At 71.9% G+C, this 808-nt stretch carries 2 protein-coding genes; both read right to left on the bottom strand.

The window, feature by feature from the left end; all coding sequences use genetic code 11:
* The coding region (locus ROTAS13_RS26850; RefSeq protein WP_371329404.1) for a YcjX family protein at window positions 1-234 on the bottom strand (234 nt) is incomplete at its 3' end.
* Window positions 235-241: 7 nt separating this feature from the next.
* The gene (gloA, locus tag ROTAS13_RS25305) at window positions 242-637 is read right to left on the bottom strand and encodes a lactoylglutathione lyase (RefSeq protein WP_075823721.1); all 396 of its coding nucleotides are present in this window, start codon (window positions 635-637) and stop codon (window positions 242-244) included.
* Window positions 638-808 lie beyond the last annotated feature (171 nt).

The following is an 808-nucleotide window of genomic DNA, read 5'->3' as shown; positions in this document are numbered from 1 at the left end:
GCCGGCCGCCTCCTCCAGCGCCGGCAGGGTGCGGGCGCGCGAGCCCGCCGCCAGCAGGTTGGCCACCAGCGAGGTCAGCATCACCGTCTTGCCGGCCCGCGACAGGCCGGTGACGGCGAGGCGCACCTTGTCACGCCCCGCGAGCGCGCGGGCGGCGTCCTCCGTTCCGGCCAGGACATCCCGCCACAGCCGGCTGGGCGTCCCGGTCAGCACATCCAGGGGCGACGGGCTCACCGCTGGATCAGGGGCGCTGGATCAGCTCGATCTTGTAGCCGTCCGGGTCCTCGACGAAGGCGATGATGGTGGTGCCGTGCTTCACCGGCCCGGCCTCGCGCGTCACCTTGCCGCCGCCGTTGCGCACCTTCTCGCAGGCCGCGGCCACGTCGGGCACGCCCACGGCGAGATGGCCGAAGCCGGTGCCGATCTCGTACTTGTCCACGCCGTAGTTGTAGGTCAGCTCGATCTCGCCGCCATTCTCCTTGTTGCCCTCGCCATAGCCGAGGAAGGCGAGCGTGTACTGGCCGGCGGGCACGTCGTTGCGGCGCAGCTCCTTCATGCCCAGCAGCTCGGTGTAGAACTTCACGCTGCGGTCGAGATCGCCGACGCGGATCATGGTGTGCAGGAAGCGTCCGGACATTCGGGGGTCTTTCTCCTCTATGGCGTTTCAGCGCCGGAGCGGGGGCCGCGTTTCAGCGTGCCCGGGACGTGGTGGGGCGGAAACCGCACCGGCATGTCCCGGCCCCGGAATCGGCGGGCACGGCGCCCACGCCAGGGCGGGCCGGGTCCCTAGCTGGCCCCGGCGCCGCCC

Origin of the sequence: Roseomonas sp. TAS13, from assembly GCF_001950415.1 — a bacterium.
Classification (GTDB): Bacteria; Pseudomonadota; Alphaproteobacteria; order Acetobacterales; family Acetobacteraceae; genus Roseomonas; species Roseomonas mucosa.
This window is presented reverse-complemented; position numbering and strand designations above follow the sequence as displayed.

What these genes read in the sequence shown, in the direction of transcription:
- gloA (WP_075823721.1), bottom strand. Translation starts at nt 637, where the DNA reads ATGTCCGGACGCTTCCTGCACACCATGATCCGCGTCGGCGATCTCGAC.